Here is a 19,112-nt window from a genome sequence, read left to right as displayed (position 1 = left end):
GGGGAGATGATGTATTTTAATGATGTACGTATAGGGGAGTCATTTCCGATTTTAAAGAAAACTGAGATTACGAGAGTCCAATTAGTAAAATATGCAGGAGCATCGGGAGACTTTAATCCGTTACACACAGTTGAAGAAATTGGTGAAGAATCTGGCACTGGAGTCATTGCGCATGGCATGTTAATTATGGGATTTGTTGCGGAAGGACTAACGAAATGGATTCCAAGGAAACATATCACCAAATTTCAAGTCCGTTTCAAAAAAATGACATTTCCTGGAGAATCTATCCATGTGACTGGAAAAGTTCTAGAAAAAAGTGAGGGTAACAAAATTATAGGTGAAGTATTAGCCTCAAATGCAGATGGAGAAGTAAAACTAGCAGGGATTTTTGAAGCGATTTTACCAGATTGAAACAATGCAATTAATTAAAAAAGGGGGGATTATCTTATGTATGAAACAATTAAAACAAACATAACAGACAATATTATGACAATTACATTAAACAGACCTGATCGAATGAATGCTTATACGGAGTTCATGGGAGACGAGATTATAGCTGCTCTTGACCATGCAGATGAAAATGATGATGTACGTGTTGTCATTATGACAGGGGAAGGAAGAGGCTTCTGTGCGGGTGCAGATTTAGATAAAGATGCTAGTATTTTTAAGTCAGATGTGTCAATAGAGGATTATCGTGATGGTGGGGGATTAGTTTCATTGCGGATTTACGAACTTAAAAAACCAATCATCGCTGCCATAAATGGTCCAGCTGTTGGTGTTGGAATTACAATGACATTACCCATGGATATACGGATTGCTTCAGAGGACGCTAAAATGGGATTTGTGTTTGCGAGAAGAGGAATTGCACAGGAAGCCTGTAGTGGCTGGTTTTTGCCGAGAGTTGTTGGAGTGAGTCAAGCGATGGAGTGGGTATCAACTGGTAGAGTTTTTCCTGCTCAAGAAGCGAAAGAGTGTGGATTAATTAGTAGAGTCGTTCCACCAGATGAGTTATTGAGCACAGCTAGAGAAATTGCACTTGAAATCGCAGAAAATACGTCGGCTATGTCTGTTGCATTAAATAGACAACTTATGTATAGAATGCTTGGCGCAGACCATCCAATGGAATCGCATAAAATAGAATCAAAATACATCTATTGGACAGGTAGAAATGCGGATGTAAAAGAAGGTGTGAATGCGTTTCTTGAAAAGCGTAAGCCAGAATTCAGTATGAAGGTAAGTTCGGATATGCCTGACTTTTTCCCATGGTGGGAAGAACGGAAATTTTAATAAACTTTATAGAAATTATTATCTATGAAATATAAAAATAGAACAATATTTACTTGATGTAAGTAATAATGAAGATATGGAACTCACTAAAAAATTAATACATTTGAGTATCGAAGGGAGATGGAATAATAATGAGTAGATTTAACAACGCAATTGCAGTCATTACTGGTGGGGGAAGTGGCATCGGGGAGGCATCTGCAAAACGATTAGCTGCAGAAGGTGCTAAAGTTATTCTCGTTGGAAGAACTGCTTCCAAATTAGATAGAGTAGCAAGTGAGATTAATGAAGTAGAGAATGAAAAAGTTGCTTTTCCATTTACTTGTGACGTAACTTCTGAAAAAGATGTAGATCAGTTAACGGACTATCTAGAAAAAGAATTTGGTGACGTAACTGTTCTCATTAATAATGCCGGAGGTTCATTCAATTCAAATATTCAACAAACCTCCTACGAACAATGGGATGATATCCAAAAGTTGAATGTAGATAGTGTATTTCTTGTATCGAAAAAAATCGGTAAATTAATGATTGATGCCGCTAGTAAAAATGAAAATGTTGACCGTAATATTATTAATATTGCATCATTATCTGGATATAAACCTGGAGCTTTGTTCCCACACTATAGTGCAGCTAAAGCTTCTGTAATTAATTTAACAAAAGCCTTAGCATTTGAGTACTCAAGAAGTGGTATCCGTGTGAACTCTATTTCTCCAGGATTTATTGCGACAGATTTAGTAGATTCCCAAAACGAAAAAGTACAAAAAATTATAAACAGAAAAACAACAATGAGCCGTCTCGGTAAACCGGAGGAAATTGCAAGTGTGGTTGCATTTTTGTCGTCAGAAGAAGCTTCCTATGTAACTGGAATTGACATGCTTGTAGATGGCGGTTATATGTTAACTTGATTTTTTCTGGAATGAATTTATTGAAAAGATACTATTTTCAGTAAAGATAAAAAGAGGAGGAAATAAAATGGATTTTTCTTTTACTACGGAAGAAGAAAAGTTTCGTGATGAATTAAGACAATGGTTAGTAGACAATTTGCCTGACGGGTGGTTAGAAGGAAACAGAGTAATCCCCCGAGATAACGAAGGACAAAGAAGATTTTTTAAAGATTGGCAACGTAAGTTATTTGATGGTGGTTGGTCAGGGATTTCTTGGCCAAAAGAATATGGTGGAAAAGGCGCTTCTTTATTAGAGGAAGTTATTTATGAACAGGAAATGGCAAGAGTAAAAGCTCCTCCACAAATTAATGTGATTGGTGTTGCAATGGTCGGTCCAACATTACTTCAAATAGGGACTGACGAACAAAAAGATAAATATGTTAATAAAATTTTGAATGGCGAGGAAATATGGTGCCAAGGCTATTCTGAACCCAACTCCGGATCTGATTTGGCAGCGCTACAGACAAGTGCAGTCAAAAAAGGGGATAAGTGGATAATTAATGGTCAGAAGATTTGGACAAGTATGGCGCACTTAGCTGATAAATGTTTCCTACTCGCAAGAACAGAGAACACAGGTAAAAAACACCACGGTATAACGGCATTTTTAGTAGATATGCATCAAGAAGGTGTAGAAACAAAACCAATTCGCTCAATTGATGATCAGCATATTTTTAATGAAGTGTTTTTAAATGACGCTGTTGCTTATGAGGCGGATATCGTTGGAGAAATAAATGAAGGTTGGAAAGTTTCTTTAACATTATTAAGCCATGAACGCACAGGTGTGGCAAGACAAATCTTTGAATTGAATCAAGTTTTTGATGAATTGGTTGAATTGGCAAGTACGCTCAAGAAAAATGGGCGACCACTAATAGAAAATCCAATTGTCCGTCAAGATATTGGCAGACTCCGTGCGAAATCAAGAGGGCTTCTACTCAATTATTATCGTAACTTAACCAATTCCATTCGCAATGGCTATCCAGGTCCAGAAGGGTCGATGGATAAACTAGGTGGTAGTGAACTTGGTCAGGAAATCTATTCCTATGCCATGTCACTACAGGGATCAGTTAATACATTGTGGAAAGAAGATGCTGCAGTTGGTGAAGAATGGCAGTATGATTACTTACGTTCTAAGGCTTTTACAATTGAAGGTGGTACGTCAGAGATTCAGCGTAATATTGTTGCAGAACGAATTTTAGGTCTACCAAAGGATATTAAATATTAATATAAATAGAGGAGGTTTTTTAAATGGAATTTGCTTTAAATGAAGAACAACAACTATTTCAGCGTCAGACACAACAAATTATAAAATCAAAGGGGGATTTAGAAATCCCGCGTGCGTATTCGGAAGGAAAAGAAGAAGTCCTAGATGATTTATGGACTGGTTTAGCTGAATTAGGTTATATGGGAATCACTGTTTCAGAATCTTACGGTGGATTAGGAATGGGGCCGTTAACGTTGGTTCCGATATTAGAAGAGATGGGACGCGCAGTTATTCCTGGTCCGTATATAGAAACCGTATCCTTCGCTGCACCACTTCTTGAAAAATATGGTTCAACAGAGCAAAAAGAAAAATATTTAACGGAATTAGCTACTGGCGAGCGCAAATTCTCATTGGCACTTTTAGAAGGAAATGGAGAATACGCCCCTTCAAACATAAATGTTCGCGCGACGGAAAAAGGTAATGAGTATGTTCTGAGTGGCGAGAAAATACTTGTTGCACATGCTGATTTTGTTGATACGTTAATCGTACCTGTAAGAACTGGTATGAGTGAACAGGATATTTCTTTGCTTTTAGTTGATCGTGATTCTACTACACTACAATTAGAAAAACAGATAAGCATGGATGAAACGAGAAAAATGGTAAAGGTGACATTTAATGATGTAGCTGTACCTAAATCCCAACTTTTAGGTCAGGAAAATGCAGGATGGGAATTGCTAGAAATTGGAGTTCGTGGACTAAATGCAGCTTTGTGTTCCAATATGGTAGGTGGAATGGAACGAATTGTTGAAACTGCAACAGAATACGCAAATACAAGAGTACAATTTGGTCAACCAATTGGCAGATTCCAAGCAGTAAAACATAAGATTGTAGAAATGAAGATGAATTTAGAAACAGGACGTTCTCTCTCTTATTACGCTGGATGGGCATTAGAAAATAACACAGAAGATGTGGTTGAAGCAATTGCTATGGCGCGTTCACTAATTACAGAAGCATTCATTAAGTCAGCCAATGATAATGTTCAAATTCATGGGGGGATGGGCTTTACCTGGGAATTTGATTGTCACTTCTTTTTAAAACGCGCGAAGACATTAGAAAACTATCTTGGTTCCCCTGAAGATTACCGCGAAGAAATTGTAAACGCTTTAGTTAGTGATAAAGAAAGTGTTGCAGTAGGACGTTAAAAAGGGGGGCGAAGATTTGAAATCAGTAGAAGAATTATATTCACTAGAAGGTAAACTTGCCCTCATTACTGGTGGAAGTCGCGGATTAGGTAGAGAAATGGCTTTAGCATTTGCAAAGGCAGGTGCTGATATCATTATTGTTAGCCGCAAACTTGACTCCTGTGAAGAAGTAGCAAAAGAAGTAGAAGCACTAGGAAGAAAAGCGTATTCTTATGCATGTCATTTGGGACGCTGGGATCAAATCAATGAATTGGTTGAAGGAATCGACAATAAGTTTGATAAAGTTGATATTTTAGTAAATAACGCTGGAATGTCCCCGTTGTATGAATCATTAACGGATGTAAATGAGAAAATGTGGGATAGTGTTTTATCACTCAACTTAAAAGGACCATTTCGCTTGTCTGCTCTCATTGGAGAGCGGATGAGTGAAGGTAACGGGGGATCTATAATTAATGTGAGTAGTATTGCTGCAGTTAGGCCATCAACGACTGAAATACCATACGCTGCTGCCAAAGCTGGATTAAATATACTTACAGTTGGTTTAGCAGCAACCTATGGACCAAAAGTTAGAGTGAACTGTATTATGCCGGGACCATTTTTAACAGATATATCCAAAGCTTGGGATGAAGATATGATGGCTACTTTCAAAAAGGATGCCTATTTAGAACGTGCAGGTAAACCACATGAAATTATTGGTGCTGCTTTGTATCTAGCTTCAGATGCTTCTAGTTACACAACGGGTTCTGTACTCCCTGTTGATGGAGGATATAAATTGTAAGTATTTTAATATTAAAGGAGTGAAAACGATGACAAGTTCTTCTTTAAATCTATCAAGTCAAATGCTTGTTGGAGAAATGTTAAAAAGGGCAACACATAAAACACCACATAATGAAGCATATGTATTTGAAAATCGACGCGTAACTTTTGAAGAAATGGATAAAAACGCTTCAAAACTTGCTGCATGGTTTCAAGGAAATGGAATTGCTAAAGATGACAAAGTAGGCTTTATGCTGAAGAACTCTATGGCTTTTCCAGAAGTAGCTTTTGCTTCCGCATTATCAGGTGGTGTTGGTGTACCGATAAATTTTCGCTTAGGACCAAGTGAAGTAAAATATATTATAGACAACTCCGATACGAAAGTCTTAGTGATTGATCATGATTATGTCGATATGATTGAATCCATTAAGGACGACCTAGACAAGGTTGAAAAAGTGGTCGTTATAGGAGCAGACACAGTTCAAGATGGTTATATTAAATATGAATCTATTTTTGATGCAGAATTAACGTATCAACCATGTGAAGATTTAACGGATAATGATGCCTGTTATATTGTATACACGTCAGGCACAACTGGACGACCAAAGGGTGCTGTATTATCACATAAAAATATTTGTGTAAACATGATGAATATGGTAATTGACACAAAATCTGATATAGGGGATAGTCAACTCATTTGTGTACCGCAATTCCACATTGCTGGACTGCTGCTCACAATGTATACCTGCTTAACTAGTGGTAAGACGGTTATTCACCAGGATTTTGATCCAGTAAATGTATTAAATACTGTCGAAGAAGAAGCATTAAATGTACTATTTTTAGTACCTGCGATGTGGAATTTCCTTTTCCAAGTACCTACTATTGATGACTATAATCTATCTTCTGTTAAAAGAACGATTACAGGTGCAGCAATTATACCGTTAGAAGTGAAAAAACGAATCCTTCAAACGTTCCCTAATGCTATCTTTTTTGATAACTTTGGTCAGTCAGAGACAACAGCAACTGCAACGAGTAACTCTGGAGAAGATGCATTAAGGAAAAATGACTCTGTAGGGAAACCATATATGAACGTAGAAGTACGTGTGGTAGATGAAAATATGAATGATGTTCCTGTTGGAGAAGTAGGAGAAATCGTTTATCGCGGTCCGATTGTAATGAAAGAGTATTATAAAAATAAAGAAGCAACGAAAGAAGCGTTTGAGGGTGGCTGGTTTCACAGTGGAGATTTAGTAAGAATGGATGAAGAAGGTTTTATTTATGTCGTTGACCGTAAAAAGGATATGGTCATTAGTGGTGGAGAGAATATTTATCCTGCTGAAATCGAGGCAACGCTTTATGAAATGCCTGAAATTATGGAATGTGCTGTTATTGGTGTTCCAGATAAGGATTGGGGAGAAAGTGTAAAAGCGGTAGTCGTAACAAAACCTGATCATTCCTTAACAGAACAACAAGTCATTGATCACTGTAAGCAGCATTTAGCTTCGTATAAAAAGCCAAAAATTGTAGAATTTGTTGATGCGCTACCCCGTAATGCATCAGGTAAAGTATTGAAGTTTGTTATGCAAAAGGAATCTAACCCGATTAATTAATATTAAATAGCAAAAAGCAGTATCAAAGTTTTTTGATACTGCTTTTTTAGCTAGGAAAGTGAATGTATAGTATGTTTTATAAATCCGATTTCAAAGTAAAAAAGAGAGAGTGATTTTAAAAATTGTAAATGAGGATTAATCATGAATAATAATGAATCAGTATTGATAAATGGTCAAATAGAAAAACCAAAAATCAGACCTATTCCAATCATGGCTTCACTTTTGATAGGGGTTTTCATAGGAATTTTTAGTCAAACTTCATTAAATATGGGTTTATCAAATATTATGGATGATTTTCACGTTGATGCATCTACTGTTCAATGGTTAACTACGGGATATATTCTTACAATTGGCGTACTAGTCCCAATATCTGGAGTCTTATATCAATGGGTAACTACAAGAAATTTATTTATCATATCACTTTGCTTTTTAATGGCAGGAACAATTATAGCTATTTTTTCATTTAATTTTGAGTTCCTTTTATTTGCACGAATTATCCAAGCAATAGGCACTGGGATATTATTGCCTCTCATGATGAATGTGATTCTAGTTCTGTTTCCGACACATAAAAGAGGGTTTGTCATGGGGTTAATGATGCTAATTGTTATGGGAGCACCAGCAATAGCACCAACCATTGCTGGTCTACTGATCGAAATCCATAACTGGAAAGGGATCTTTTGGTTCTGTATACCGCTCTTAACCTTTTCCTTTATTTTTGGTTTGATTTACATGCAAAACATATCAAACCTTACCAAACCTAAAGTTGATATAATATCTATTTTCTTTTCAACAATTGGTTTTGGGGGAATTGTTTTTAGCTTTAGCAGTTTAGGAAGTATTGTTGGTACTTGGGGAAAATGGGTTTTCATTTTATCATTAACAATTGGAATTCTCTCTCTTGTTATATTCTCCATTCGTCAATTTAAATTGGATGCTCCGATGATGGACTTAAGAGTTTTTAAGTTCCCGATGTTTGCATTAGGAGCTGCAATTGTTTTTTTAGTGATGTCGGTTAACCTATCAGTCTCCATTCTTATGCCTATGTATTTAAAAGAAGGATTACTTTTACCTGCAGCTATCGCGGGACTTATCATGTTACCAGGTGGTGTCCTTAATGGTGTTACCGCTCTCGTATTTGGACGGGTATTTGATCGATATGGTCCAAAATATATAGTGCGTACTGGATTTTTAATTTTAATCATTATGTTCTTTTTATTTACAACAGTAAAAACTACTACTGGAGAATTAACTATTATTTTAATCCATTGTTGCACCCTTATTGGGGTTGCTTTGGTTTTTAATCCAGCTCAAACGAATGGCTTAAACCAATTACCTACAAAATTCCAAACAGATGGTACAGCTGTTATGCAGACAATGCTCCATGTGGCTGGTGCAATTGGAGTTGCACTTGCTATCAGTACGATGTCTACAGGCCAGAAAGCATATCTAGATAATGCAAAAGGGCCAATCAACATCATTGCTCAATCTGAAGTCGTAGCGGCTGGTATTAATGCCGCCTTCGCCCTTTCTTTGTTTTTATCTATAATTGGTTTTATTATTTCCTTGTTTATTAAGAGAGTCGATGTATAAATCGTTATATTTTGATATTCTATCAGTTGGTATTAATGAATGCTTAAAATTATATAAGAGATAAAAAAGCAGTATCAAATAAAAATGATACTGCTTTTTTATTGGAATATAATAAAAAATTATGTTGAAAAGAGTTGTATAGACTATGTGAAGCGAATGAATTGAACTATAATCCAAAAGTATTGCATAAATTAGATGTTACATTAATAAAATTACTTGAGAATGGAAAATGTATTGTTTGCTTTTATATTCTAGGTTATCTACATCAAATAGTTAATCTACTAAATTTGTTCGGATTATTAAATGATAAATATTTTCTAAAAGTGAATAAAATGTAAGGGTTTTCATATAGATGATAATGTGCAATTAATGGTAGCCCTCTCAATATAAAATTTATCAAAGGAGGAATATTTTTATGAAGAAAAAGTTGGTGTTAGCAATGTCTCTTTCTGTTCTATTGTTTTTACTTGTAGCATGTAGCAATAATACAGATTCAGGTAATAATGAAGGTGAAATACATTTAGTAGCTGCAGGGGGAGGTAGTCCAAATCATGGCTGGGGTGAAGGTTTTTTTACTCCATGGATGGAGGAAGTAACAGAAAGAACGGATGGACGTGTACAATTTGAAGTGTTTTACTCAGGTGAATTAGTAGAGAATACCCATGAATATGATGGGCTTACTCAAGGACTTGCTGATATCGTAAATGTCCCGGCAATTTATGATCCGCAACGGTTCCCAATGTCGGAAGTTACGATGTTGCCACTTACTCATTCAGATGTTCACATTGCTTCACGGGCTTTTGCTAAATTAATCGAAAGTGATGTTGAATTAAAGGATGGAAAGTCCTTTGTGGAATTGGAGTATGGCGATAATGGATTAAAAGCGCTTCCTGTATCTACAACAACAGAATATGTTATTTCTACAACTGGTTATGAGTTTGATTCTGTTGATGCAGTTAAAAGTGCAACACTTCGAACTTCATCGCGTGGTCATGAGGCTTATGCACAGGATATTGCTGCTGGCTCTGTAACAATGCCAGGTGTTGATATGTACGATGCAATGAACAGAGGAGCCTTTGAGGGAGCGTTCTATAGTATCGCTGACTGGTCTGGATATGGTTTTCAAGATTTATTTAAATATACAATTACAGGAGCAAACTATGGTCATTTTAATTCAACGTTGGGAATGACACAGGAAACATGGGATAGTCTACCAGAAGATGTGCAGGAAATAATGACCGAAGTAACACATGAAATAATTGAGTATTCCGCTAATGATTGGGAGAGTCGTAAGCAAGAAATGATCGACTATTCTTTAGAAAATGGTGGGGTATTTGTTGATATTGGTGAATTAGATGAAGAGGTTCAATCACACTTATTAGTGGGAATGGAACAAGTTTGGTATGACTTTATCGAATTAATGGAAGAAAGAGATCTTCCTGGAAAGGAATTGGCAATCCTCTGGAGAGATTTAGTAATAGAAGAAGGTGGAGACGTCCCGGAAGATATTAAAGAACTTGAATAAGAAAAAATATATCTACTCGGAGTAGATATATCATTCGCATTAATCAGAAAAAGGGAGGGAGTTTTTTATGGCAGATATTGTCCTTGTTCCAATCATATTGATCCTTTTTTTCTTGTTATTATTAGCTGGTTTATATATACACTCGGTATTACTAGGTGTAGGAGTAATTGGACTATTATTAATTGACCAGGGGAATTTATTAAATGGATTATTGGGTAGTGATCCATTTAATTCAATAGCAAACTATACTTTAACAACCATTCCCTTATTTGTCTTAATGGCACAATTCGTTCTGAATGCAGGTATTGTTAAAGATTTATTTACGATAGTATATAATATTTCAATTGGCAGAAAAGGAACTTTAGGTGCATTAACATTAGTAGTTGGAGGACTCTTGGGTGCTGTATCAGGGTCAGGAACTGCAACTTCAGCTTCTATGGGACAAGTTGCAGTCCCGGAATTAAGAAATTATGGGTACAATCAAAATTTGGCAGGTGCTGTTGCAGCTGCTGCAGGTTCCTTATCAGGAATTATTCCTCCTAGTTTAATATTAATTTTATTTGGAGTTTTTTCTGAAACGCCAATTGGGGATTTGTTTATGGGAGCTATAATTCCAGGTATTATCATGACCTTATGTTTTATGATAGCTATGGTTTTCTTACTAAATAGAACAACACCGCCTGAACGTAAAAAGGAAAAAATTAAATTTACACGTAGAGAAATCACGAAAAGAGCGATAATTACTTCTCTTGGTGCAAGTTTATTCATTGCATTTGTGATCTTTGGTGGAATTTACTCTGGATTTGTAACACCTACGGAAGCGGCAGCTCTAGGAGCATTCGGTGGATTTATAGCAGCAATAATCTTAGGGAAAGTAAACAAAGAATTTATGATTAACTCGATAAGAGAAACAGTGAACGTAACAGGAATGGTTATCATAATATTTATTGGTGCTAAAATCTTAAGTCGGTTTGTTTCAGTCTCTCTTTTACCAAGGAAATTGGTGGAAAGTTTAGGCAGTCTTATCGAATACCCGATAACAATTCTGATTATTATCTCTCTCGTTTATTTCATCTTATTTATGTTTATTGAAGGTGGAGCAGTTATCTTAATGACCTTACCGGTTTTACTGCCTATTATCGAAATGATAGATATTAATCTCATTTGGTTTGGTGTGTTTGTTGGCGTATTATGTACATTAGGCTTATTAACCCCGCCTGTAGGTTTAAGTGTATTCGCTGTTGGTGGAGTAACAAGAATTCCTCTAGATGGCATATTTAAATATAGTTTGGTATTTGCTGGGTTTTCTGGATTAGTATTAATAGTTTTAATGGTAGTATTCCCGCAATTAGTATTATGGTTACCTAATACGATGTAGACTGTAAACGTTTGAAGGGAGGATAATAGTATGAGTGAATTGTATATGAAAAGTTATAAGGTGCTAGAAAGAATAAAAACAATCGGTCTGATTATAAGCGGTGTAAGTTTGTTTACGATGATGTTGTTTATCGTTGCTGACGTACTTGGACGTAATTTTTTATCTCAATCAATTCCGGGAAATTTTGAAATAGTAATCAATTATTTTCTACCCCTATCTGTATTTACTGCTATGCCTTATGCGTATGGAATAGGGGTTCTTCCTAGGATAACAATGGTTTTAGATCGGTTCTCTGATAAAATCCGGAAAAATATAATTATTGGGTTACTATTATTTGAAGTTATATTATTTTCCTTAATCATTTACTATAGTGCAATTTACGCTATAACTGGTACTGTCGAAGAGTTTGCATTCCCGGCAGGTGGTAATTTATATCCTTATTACTTTTTATTATATTTAGTTCCTTTATCATTTTTCTTGGTAATTATTGAAATAGTATTCTTGATTATAAAGAATGTTAAAGGAGATACTTCGGCACTAATTGTTGCTGAAAAGAAAGTAGATTAATTTATAAGAAGAGGTGACTGTATTGGAGATAATTAAAAAGGAATTATTTGGTAGGAAAGGAATTAAGGTTTTCAGGGACAGGCCATTTACAATGTTGGAGATTTTTGAGAAGTCAGTTACTAAATATAAAGATAAAGAAGTACTAATCAAAGGTAACGAATCTTTAACTTATGGTGAGTTTTTTTTAAAGGTTAATAATTTAGCGGCTGTTTTACAAGGGGAATATGGTATAAGAAAGGGCGATAGAATCGCAACCATTATAGGAAACTCTATGGAATTCCCAATAATTCTATTTGCCAGTTTGAAAATAGGCGCGATAATGGTTCCTGTGAACGTTAGATTAAGCAAGGGTGAAATAACGTATGTGCTGCAAGACTCTTCTCCTTCTCTTATTATGATGGATCAAGTTTTTAGAGAAAATATTGATGTTTCGAAGGTTGATGAGTCAATTTTAGTTGATATGGAGCAAAATAATCTATATCAATTTGATTACTCTATCAAGTTAAAGGAAGCTGATATAGATGAGGAAGATGCAGCTTTAATTATGTATACTTCGGGAACGACAGGTAGACCAAAAGGTGCTATTTTATCCCATGTAAATATTATTCATAATTTAATGGTCTATCAGGATGTATGTAAGACAAACGCTACGATGAAAACAATTATTGCGATTCCGATTTTTCATGTCTCTGGATTAATAGGGCAATTTTTACATGTTTTCTATGTTGGAGGAACCTCTATCATATTAGAGCATTATAAGAATGATGATTATATTGAGGAAATAATTAAACATAAGGCAAATAGTCTTTCGAACGTTCCTTCTATTTTTATGATGATGCAATCCAGTCCGAAATTCAAGAAATACTCTTTTGATTTTGTTACAATGGTTGGTTATGGTGGAGCTCCAATTTATAAAGAGACGATAGAAACTCTTAGAAAGGCTTTTCCAAATGCAACATTTCAAAATGTTTATGGTGCGACAGAAACAGCTTCTCCTACAACATTAATGCCGAGAGAATACCCGGTCGAAAAAGCAAATTCAATTGGTATACCCTCTGTTGTTACAGATATAAAAATTATTAATGAAAAAAATGAGGAATGTGAAGTTGATGAAGAAGGAGAAATTTTGATAAAAGGTCCAATGGTAATTAAAGGTTATTGGAATAAACCAGAAGAAAATGAAAACTCCTTCCTAGATGGATACTGGAAATCTGGTGATATTGTAAAAAAAGATAAAGATGGATATTTCTATATTTTAGATCGTAAGAAAAACATGATTAACAGAGCAGGGGAAAAAATATATTCGATTGAAGTAGAGGATGTTCTAAAAAATCACCCAGAGGTTGAAGATACAGCAGTAATTGGGGTTCCACATCCTGTTTATGGAGAGCAGGTCAAGTGTTTTATTGTTTCTAAAACTTTAAATGAGAAACGGACTGAAGAAATAAGAGATTATTGTGGAAATCATATTGCGAGATATAAGGTACCAGCCATTTATGAATTTGTTGAGGATTTACCACGAAATGCTTCTGGAAAAGTGTTAAAGCATATTTTGAAATAGTTATTCGATACAAAAGTTGATTTTAGATAAGAATATTAATTTCTCTAATTGAGTAAAAAGAAAATATTCATTCATGTGAAGAGTGAACAATACCGATGCGCATATCTATTGAGGTATTGTGGTTAATGTTCATCATTTATTACGATGCTTTTAAATCTATTAGCTTTTAACTGAAAGAAGAATTGGCTTACTGTATATTCTCTGGTCACTAAAACAAAAAATCTCTTTTTGTGGTTAATAGAGTATAGATATTTAATACGAATATTAACTTCTTAATTTTCGGTATATTTAGAATCGACTAAATTAATTTAGACGGATATAATTGTATGTAATTATTATTTATTAGATGTTATTCAATAATTAAACGAAGGATTTTATTAGAATATATGATATATAAACATATTTATAAAATGGCAGTTCTATTAAATATATTAAAAATATATTGAATTCGTCAGGAGGAAAAAATGATCAATAAAAATTTAAAAACAAATGAAGTAATCAATGTTCGAGAAGATGAACAAATTGACCCTAAAGCAGTAGAATCATATTTAAGAAATGCAATAAAAGATTTACCTAAAGGAAGACTTGAAGTTTTTCAGTTTAGTACAGGGAGTTCGAATTTAACTTATCTATTGAAAATAAAGGATTGGGAAGGAGTTTTGCGGAGAGCGCCTAAGGGACCGATAAATGAAAAAGCGCACGATATGCAACGAGAATATAAGGTCTTGAAAGCACTGCATCCTGTTTTCCCTTTGGCTCCTAAAGTGTATGTATTTTCTGGTGTTTCGGATATAGTAGGAGCCCCATTCTATATAATGGAAAAGAGAAAGGGACATTTATTGGACAATATCCTTGCAGCAGACAATCATCATAATGAAAAGGAATTTAGAGATATTTCAAATGCATTAGTAGAAACATTGGTAGAATTGCATAGCATTGACTATAGAAAAACGGAATTAGTTCATATGACGAAGCCAGAGGGATTTTTGTTACGACAAGTAAAAGGTTGGATTAAGCGATATGAGAACGTTAAATTGATAGAGAAAATGGAAGTTGAACAGTTAAAAAAATGGTTACTAAATAATTTACCAGAGTCTCAAGATTCGACTATCATTCATTATGATTATCATTTAAGTAATATGTTATTTGATAGTGAGAATCCTGAAGAAATGACAAGTTTACTAGATTGGGAAATGAGTACGGTAGGTGACCCACTCACTGATTTAGCGTCAGCAATGGTCTATTGGATAGAAGACACCGACTCAGATGATTATAAAAAGATAAGAAATTATCCAATTACTACAAAACCGGGATTTTATACACGTAGGGAATTTATTGAAAGCTACGCAAAGAAGAGTGGAAGAAATATCGAACAAATGAATTATTATATGGCTTTTGCGTATTTCAAAAATTTAGTGATTGCACAACAAATCTATTTTAGATGGAAAAAAGAATATACAACAGATGAGCGGTTTAAAAATGGAGATGTAACAGTGGACTTATTTTTAAATTTAGCATTAGAGCATATCAGAAGGAATTGCAGAGATGGATAGATGTCATTTAAAATAACATAATATTGCAAAAAAATGAGCCTCTACTATGACGAGTGGCTCATTTTTTCACTTTATTGATATTTATAAATCACTTCGCCTACCTCATTAACTCCGGCAACCAAAGAACCCAATCTGGGAAAATTAAAAAGATAGCTATAACTACAATATATAACATGATAAAGGGTACAACGGCACGGTATATTTTACTTAAACGTACATCAGGTGCAACACCCTTCATAACAAATAAACTTATACCAAATGGTGGTGTTAAACTACCTACACAGGTTGTCATAACAAAAATTATCCCAAACCATACCAAGTCAAATTCCATAACTGTTAGTGCTGGTATGAAAAAAGGTGCTGTAATTAAAAGAACGGCAACGGTGTCGATTAGCATACCAGCAATTAAAAAGAACCCAATCATAATAAGTAATATAATCCAATTATTCACATCTAATGTAGTAATAAATGTTGCAAATTCATTTCCAATGCCAGTTACAGTTACGACTCGTGCGTAGGCAACTGCTCCAATCAATATCCAAAAAATCATTCCAAGTAAATCTGCAGTCATTATGAATATTAATTTAAGGTTTGTTAAAGTTAGTTTTTTACGAACCCCAGCTGCAAATAAGGAACCAACAGCACCCACTGCACCGGCTTCTGTGGGAGTTGCCATTCCTGAGTAGATACTACCTAATACAACAATAATGACAAGAGCTGGAATAAGAACTGATTTTAAGGTTTCAAATTTTTCTTTCCAAGTGAAACGTTCATCTTTTGGTATAGATGGACCTTTATCGGGGTTAATGTAACTATAGATCATAACATATATGATAAAAGTAAATGCAGCAACAACCCCTGGTATGACGCCCCCCATAAACAGTGCCCCAGCTGAGACCTCTGCAATGGAAGCATAAACAATCATGACGATACTTGGGGGAATTAGAATACCTAATGTTCCACCTGCCATAATTACTCCTATCGTTAATTTATCATCATACCCTCTTTTTAGCATCGACGGTCTTGCCACAGATCCAAGTGTTGCTGTTGAAACTGATACGACCCCAACCATTGCGGCAAATATGGCAGAGATAAATGTTGTTCCAGCTGCTAGTCCGCCTTTTAAACCACCAAACCACCTATATATAAGTTCATATAAATCGTCAGCCAAGTCAGCATATCTAAGTACAGCCGCCATAAATATATATAGTGGAAGTGCAGTAAGTATAGGATTCGTAACTTCTTCAAATGTCCCTAATACAAAGCCATCGATACTAGGAGATCCTCCCCATAAGAAAAAGCCTAGGATAAGTGATATGCCTCCCATGGTAAACGCAACTGGAATACCCAGCGTTAGAAAAAAGATTAGAGAGCCGAACAAAATGATTGCAAGTATCAATAAATCCATCTATTTTACCTCCTCATCACCATATAATTTTTCACCATTAATAATAATGTAAATGTCTTCTATTAATTTAAAAATTCCTTGTATTCCTAGTATAATTCCACCGATTGGAATCATTGTCCAATACACCCACAACGGAATACCTAATCCTCCTGAAGATGTTGCACCAATATTCATATAATGCATGACATAATCAAATCCTAGCCATATAAAAGCAAATACGATTAAAAATAAAAACAGCGTGGTAATTAAATCAATAATACTTTGTGTTCTCAAAGAAAATTTCTCGAAAAATATATCAACTCTAACGTGGCCATCTTTCATTAACATATATCCACCGAGTATTAAAGCAACAAATCCTGTTGCAATATTTGAAGTATTAAAAATCCAAGATGTAGGAGAACTAAAGAAGTATCTTAATATAACATCAATTGTAATAGCGATGCTCATCAACATAACAATTCCACCTGCTATGTATACTAAAATTTTATTGAATTTTCCGTATAGATTATAAGATGCTATTATCAGGTTTTTCATAATCTCTCCCCTTTTCACTTATATAGTTAAAATTAATAATTTTCAAAAAATAGATAATGTTACCCTTGGAAGGTTAAGCTTAACGCATGTAAATATGGAAACGATTACATTTTATTGACATTGAATTTAACTAATTTCATAATGACAAATGAAAATGAACTCTCCTTTACTAAGAATTAAAAATTAATATCTCGATTTGTTTAACTTTGATTCTTGTATAATTTTCATCATAACTAATCTTTTTTTGTAGAAAGAGGTTTTCCGAATCTGTTATTTAAGAAGATAGCAGATAAGTGAAATGAATGCAATGAATTTTTGAAAATAAAATAAATACAAAATATTTTGTTGCAATAAATATCTGAAATCTTTAGAATTTACAGATTAATACTTTACATTTAAAAGATGAATGAATAGAATGGAAATAGGTAAATTTATTTTAAAATATAAAGGGGGACTGATTGATTGTGATATATGAGATGAATGAAAAAACGAAAGCTTACAAGAAAAAGTTAGAAGTGTTTATGGAGAGAGTTGTATTACCTAATGAAAAGCTTGTTAAACAACAAATCGAAGAAGGAGAAACAAGGTGGAAAGTAGTACCGATTATAGAAGAAATGAAAGAGAAAGCGAAAAAAGAAGGTCTATGGAACTTATTTTTACAGAGTGATGAAAACGGAGCGGGATTTACTAATTTAGAATATGCTCCTTTAAAAGAAATCATGGGACGATCGATCATTGCTCCTGAAGTTTTTAATTGCTCTGCTCCAGATACTGGGAACATGGAACTATTAGAGCAATTTGCTTCTCCTGAGCAGAAAGAGAAATGGTTAACTCCGCTGTTAGAAGGTAAGATTCGATCTGCATTCGTTATGACAGAACCTGCCGTTGCTTCTTCAGATGCTACAAATATTTCAACTACGATTGAACGGGATGGGGACGATTATGTTATTAATGGCACGAAATGGTGGATTTCAGGAGTAAAGCACCCAAATTGTAAATTATTAATTTTATTTGGAAAAAGTAACCCTGACGCTGAAAGGCATAAACAACACTCTATGATAATTATCCCAATGGACACTCCTGGAGTGCATGTGAAAGACGTACTTAAATTATATGGTTTCGATGATGCTCCTCATGGGCATTGCTTAGTAGAGTTTAATAATGTAAGAGTACCCGCTAAAAACATGATTCTAGGAGAAGGTAGAGGGTTTGAAATTGCTCAAGGAAGACTTGGACCTGGTCGTATACATCATTGTATGCGTTTAATCGGCATAGCAGAAAGGTCATTAGAATTAATGATTAAACAAGCAAAAAGCCGTGAAGCGTTCGGTTCAACTTTAGCAGAAAAAGGTGTTGTACGTAAGCAAATTGCAGATTCACGTATTGAAATTGATCAAGCGCGCTTATTAACTTTAAATGCTGCTTATATGATGGACACAGTTGGCAATAAGGTGGCAAGAAAAGAAATTGCTATGATTAAAGTTATTGTACCTAGTGTCGTGATTAATATAATTGACCGAGCTGTACATGTTCATGGTGCAGGAGGATTTGACGGTATATTAGCTGAACTTTGGGCTCATGCTCGTCACCTACGTATGGCTGATGGTCCAGATGAAGTACATGCTGAAACTGTTGCTAAATTAGAAATGAGATAATATGAAAGTTCATTCTATTTAATCTAGATTAAGAAAAACAGAAGAACCCATTAGGTAATTGATTTAATCCATTTACCTTGAGGGTTCTTTTTATTGAAAAATGATTATACGATGAAAGAAAGACATGAGAAAATTTAGATTTTGAATATTATATATTGCTAAATGTTTATTATAAAATAAAGTACCTCTTTTAATTTGTCGTTTACTGGCAACGCAACATCATATAGAAGAGGTCCAATTGTGGGCGTTTTTTATAGTATTTATATACTATTGGACATACTGCTCATAAATGTATTTCATGAGATTGTTAATATGGGTATCTATATTTTTATATCTTTCATCAC

16 protein-coding genes are annotated in these 19,112 nt (G+C 34.6%); 14 read left to right on the top strand and 2 right to left on the bottom strand.

Features of this window, described 5'->3' with window-relative positions; genetic code table 11:
• Positions 1-9 precede the first annotated feature (9 nt).
• The 13 genes from ACFOUV_RS09765 (at position 10) to ACFOUV_RS09705 (ending at position 15,171) form a co-directional block, all read left to right on the top strand.
• The gene (locus ACFOUV_RS09765; protein WP_379496569.1) at positions 10-411 is read left to right on the top strand and encodes a MaoC/PaaZ C-terminal domain-containing protein; all 402 of its coding nucleotides are present in this window, start codon (positions 10-12) and stop codon (positions 409-411) included.
• Positions 412-447: 36 nt separating this feature from the next.
• Positions 448-1,287: a crotonase/enoyl-CoA hydratase family protein gene (locus ACFOUV_RS09760; RefSeq protein WP_379496568.1), complete on the top strand. Its 840-nt coding sequence runs from the start codon at positions 448-450 to the stop codon at positions 1,285-1,287.
• Between the two features lie 131 nt (positions 1,288-1,418).
• Positions 1,419-2,189 (top strand): SDR family NAD(P)-dependent oxidoreductase, encoded by a 771-nt coding sequence (locus tag ACFOUV_RS09755; RefSeq protein WP_379496567.1) that lies wholly within the window; start codon positions 1,419-1,421, stop codon positions 2,187-2,189.
• Positions 2,190-2,256: 67 nt separating this feature from the next.
• Positions 2,257-3,450, top strand: coding sequence for an acyl-CoA dehydrogenase family protein (locus ACFOUV_RS09750; protein WP_379496566.1), 1,194 nt, complete (start codon positions 2,257-2,259; stop codon positions 3,448-3,450).
• 23 nt (positions 3,451-3,473) lie between these two features.
• Positions 3,474-4,631 carry an acyl-CoA dehydrogenase family protein gene (locus ACFOUV_RS09745; protein WP_379496565.1) on the top strand — a complete coding sequence of 386 codons (1,158 nt, stop codon included), beginning with the start codon at positions 3,474-3,476 and terminating at the stop codon, positions 4,629-4,631.
• A 16-nt stretch (positions 4,632-4,647) separates the two neighbouring features.
• Complete coding sequence (locus ACFOUV_RS09740) at positions 4,648-5,409, top strand: SDR family NAD(P)-dependent oxidoreductase (RefSeq protein ID WP_379496564.1); 762 nt, start codon at positions 4,648-4,650, stop codon at positions 5,407-5,409.
• Positions 5,410-5,437: 28 nt separating this feature from the next.
• Entirely contained in the window at positions 5,438-6,997 is a 1,560-nt protein-coding gene (locus ACFOUV_RS09735; RefSeq protein ID WP_379496563.1) for an acyl-CoA synthetase, read from the top strand.
• A gap of 141 nt (positions 6,998-7,138) precedes the next feature.
• Positions 7,139-8,587, top strand: coding sequence for an MFS transporter (locus ACFOUV_RS09730; RefSeq protein WP_379496562.1), 1,449 nt, complete (start codon positions 7,139-7,141; stop codon positions 8,585-8,587).
• A gap of 415 nt (positions 8,588-9,002) precedes the next feature.
• The gene (locus tag ACFOUV_RS09725; RefSeq protein WP_379496561.1) at positions 9,003-10,112 is read left to right on the top strand and encodes a TRAP transporter substrate-binding protein DctP; all 1,110 of its coding nucleotides are present in this window, start codon (positions 9,003-9,005) and stop codon (positions 10,110-10,112) included.
• A 67-nt stretch (positions 10,113-10,179) separates the two neighbouring features.
• Positions 10,180-11,490: a TRAP transporter large permease gene (locus ACFOUV_RS09720; protein WP_379496560.1), complete on the top strand. Its 1,311-nt coding sequence runs from the start codon at positions 10,180-10,182 to the stop codon at positions 11,488-11,490.
• 30 nt (positions 11,491-11,520) lie between these two features.
• Entirely contained in the window at positions 11,521-12,057 is a 537-nt protein-coding gene (locus ACFOUV_RS09715) for a TRAP transporter small permease (protein WP_379496559.1), read from the top strand.
• Positions 12,058-12,070: 13 nt separating this feature from the next.
• Positions 12,071-13,618 (top strand): class I adenylate-forming enzyme family protein, encoded by a 1,548-nt coding sequence (locus ACFOUV_RS09710; RefSeq protein ID WP_379496558.1) that lies wholly within the window; start codon positions 12,071-12,073, stop codon positions 13,616-13,618.
• A gap of 464 nt (positions 13,619-14,082) precedes the next feature.
• Positions 14,083-15,171, top strand: a complete 1,089-nt coding sequence (locus ACFOUV_RS09705) for a phosphotransferase family protein (protein ID WP_379496557.1) — start codon at positions 14,083-14,085, stop codon at positions 15,169-15,171.
• Between the two features lie 97 nt (positions 15,172-15,268).
• Here ACFOUV_RS09705 and ACFOUV_RS09700 read toward each other — a convergent pair whose 3' ends face one another.
• Complete coding sequence (locus ACFOUV_RS09700; RefSeq protein WP_379496556.1) at positions 15,269-16,579, bottom strand: TRAP transporter large permease; 1,311 nt, start codon at positions 16,577-16,579, stop codon at positions 15,269-15,271.
• Positions 16,580-17,113: a TRAP transporter small permease subunit gene (locus ACFOUV_RS09695; RefSeq protein ID WP_379496555.1), complete on the bottom strand. Its 534-nt coding sequence runs from the start codon at positions 17,111-17,113 to the stop codon at positions 16,580-16,582.
• A gap of 464 nt (positions 17,114-17,577) precedes the next feature.
• Between ACFOUV_RS09695 and ACFOUV_RS09690 the strand changes: the two genes are divergently transcribed.
• Positions 17,578-18,768, top strand: coding sequence for an acyl-CoA dehydrogenase family protein (locus ACFOUV_RS09690; RefSeq protein WP_379496598.1), 1,191 nt, complete (start codon positions 17,578-17,580; stop codon positions 18,766-18,768).
• The last annotated feature ends 344 nt before the right edge of the window (positions 18,769-19,112 follow it).

The sequence above is a fragment of the Oceanobacillus longus genome, from assembly GCF_042650085.1.
Taxonomy (GTDB): Bacteria; Bacillota; Bacilli; order Bacillales; family Amphibacillaceae; genus Oceanobacillus; species Oceanobacillus longus.
This window is presented reverse-complemented; position numbering and strand designations above follow the sequence as displayed.

Excerpts from the sequence above, each read along its gene's own strand:
- ACFOUV_RS09765 (WP_379496569.1), top strand. The coding sequence starts at position 10 with ATGTATTTTAATGATGTACGTATAGGGGAGTCATTTCCGATTTTAAAG.
- ACFOUV_RS09760 (WP_379496568.1), top strand. The coding sequence starts at position 448 with ATGTATGAAACAATTAAAACAAACATAACAGACAATATTATGACAATT.
- ACFOUV_RS09755 (WP_379496567.1), top strand. The coding sequence starts at position 1,419 with ATGAGTAGATTTAACAACGCAATTGCAGTCATTACTGGTGGGGGAAGT.
- ACFOUV_RS09750 (WP_379496566.1), top strand. The coding sequence starts at position 2,257 with ATGGATTTTTCTTTTACTACGGAAGAAGAAAAGTTTCGTGATGAATTA.
- ACFOUV_RS09745 (WP_379496565.1), top strand. The coding sequence starts at position 3,474 with ATGGAATTTGCTTTAAATGAAGAACAACAACTATTTCAGCGTCAGACA.
- ACFOUV_RS09735 (WP_379496563.1), top strand. The coding sequence starts at position 5,438 with ATGACAAGTTCTTCTTTAAATCTATCAAGTCAAATGCTTGTTGGAGAA.
- ACFOUV_RS09730 (WP_379496562.1), top strand. The coding sequence starts at position 7,139 with ATGAATAATAATGAATCAGTATTGATAAATGGTCAAATAGAAAAACCA.
- ACFOUV_RS09725 (WP_379496561.1), top strand. The coding sequence starts at position 9,003 with ATGAAGAAAAAGTTGGTGTTAGCAATGTCTCTTTCTGTTCTATTGTTT.
- ACFOUV_RS09720 (WP_379496560.1), top strand. The coding sequence starts at position 10,180 with ATGGCAGATATTGTCCTTGTTCCAATCATATTGATCCTTTTTTTCTTG.
- ACFOUV_RS09715 (WP_379496559.1), top strand. The coding sequence starts at position 11,521 with ATGAGTGAATTGTATATGAAAAGTTATAAGGTGCTAGAAAGAATAAAA.
- ACFOUV_RS09705 (WP_379496557.1), top strand. The coding sequence starts at position 14,083 with ATGATCAATAAAAATTTAAAAACAAATGAAGTAATCAATGTTCGAGAA.
- ACFOUV_RS09700 (WP_379496556.1), bottom strand. The coding sequence starts at position 16,579 with ATGGATTTATTGATACTTGCAATCATTTTGTTCGGCTCTCTAATCTTT.
- ACFOUV_RS09695 (WP_379496555.1), bottom strand. The coding sequence starts at position 17,113 with ATGAAAAACCTGATAATAGCATCTTATAATCTATACGGAAAATTCAAT.